General features: G+C 41.4%; 2 protein-coding genes. Both read left to right on the top strand.

The features are described from left to right. Positions 1-353: ATP-binding cassette domain-containing protein (locus AX662_RS06920; protein ID WP_156430700.1), on the top strand; the 353-nt coding region annotated here is incomplete at its 5' end. 11 nt (positions 354-364) lie between these two features. Beyond that, positions 365-1,130 (top strand): transporter substrate-binding domain-containing protein (locus AX662_RS06925; RefSeq protein ID WP_060972015.1); only part of this gene is annotated, 766 nt, incomplete at its 3' end.

Below are 1,130 nucleotides of genomic sequence, written 5' to 3' on the forward strand. Positions count from 1 at the left end.
TGCTTTCTGGTGGACAAAAACAACGTATCGCTATCGCCCGTGGTCTTGCCATGAACCCTGAGCTCTTGCTCTTTGACGAACCAACGTCAGCCCTTGACCCAGAGACTATCGGTGACGTGCTTGCAGTTATGCAAAAGCTTGCCAAAGGTGGCATGAACATGGTTGTCGTAACCCACGAAATGGGCTTTGCCCGCAGTGTGGCTGACCGTATCATTTTCATGGCTGAAGGTCAAGTTCTTGTAGACACTACGGATGTGGATGGCTTCTTTGACAATCCAACTGAACCTCGTGCAGTTCAATTCCTTTCTAAGATTATCGATCACAACTCTGATAATGTCCAAGTGGATGCCTAAGGAGGTTGCCTATGATTTTCAAAAAAATCTTACGTTACCTAACTGTTGCAAGCTTGGCAATTCTCACTATTTTTCTTATCACGAGTCACAAGACTAAGGCTGAGGATACTAGTAAGCTTCTAGATAGTAAAGCAGTCCAAAAGATTGTTAAGCGAGGAACACTCAATGTCGGTGTGAAGCAAGACGTCCCTAACTTTGGTTACTATTCTGCTAAGACTAATTCCTACGAAGGGATGGAAGTTGATCTTGCTAAGAAGATTGCTGATGAGTTAAAAGTTAAAGTAAATTATATCCCAGTAACAACGCAAACCCGTGAACCACTTATGGATAACGGAACTATCGACATACTTATCGCTACCTATACCATCAATGATGAACGTAAGGCTTCTTATGCCATCTCAAATCCTTACTACTATGACCAAATTGGTTTCTTGGTTCTTAAGGACTCAGGTATTAACAAAATCTCAGACTTGAATGGTAAGACTATCGGTGTTTCTCAAGGTGCGTCAACTAAGGCTGCTTTGCAAGAGTATGCTTCAGCTAATAACCTTAAGTTCAACTATGTTCAACTAGGATCTTTCCCAGAATTGGCTGTTTCTCTTTACGCTCACCGCGTCGATGCTTTCTCAGTTGATAAATCTATCCTCTCCGGATATGAAAGTAAAAAGACTAAAACCCTAAAAGAAGGTTTCAAAACACAAGAATACGGTATTGCCTCAAGTAAGTCTAACCAAGAGTTGATTGATTATACCAACGATTTGTTGGCTAAATGGCAAA

Origin of the sequence: Streptococcus sp. CCH5-D3 (genome assembly GCF_001556435.1) — a bacterium.
GTDB lineage: Bacteria > Bacillota > Bacilli > Lactobacillales > Streptococcaceae > Streptococcus.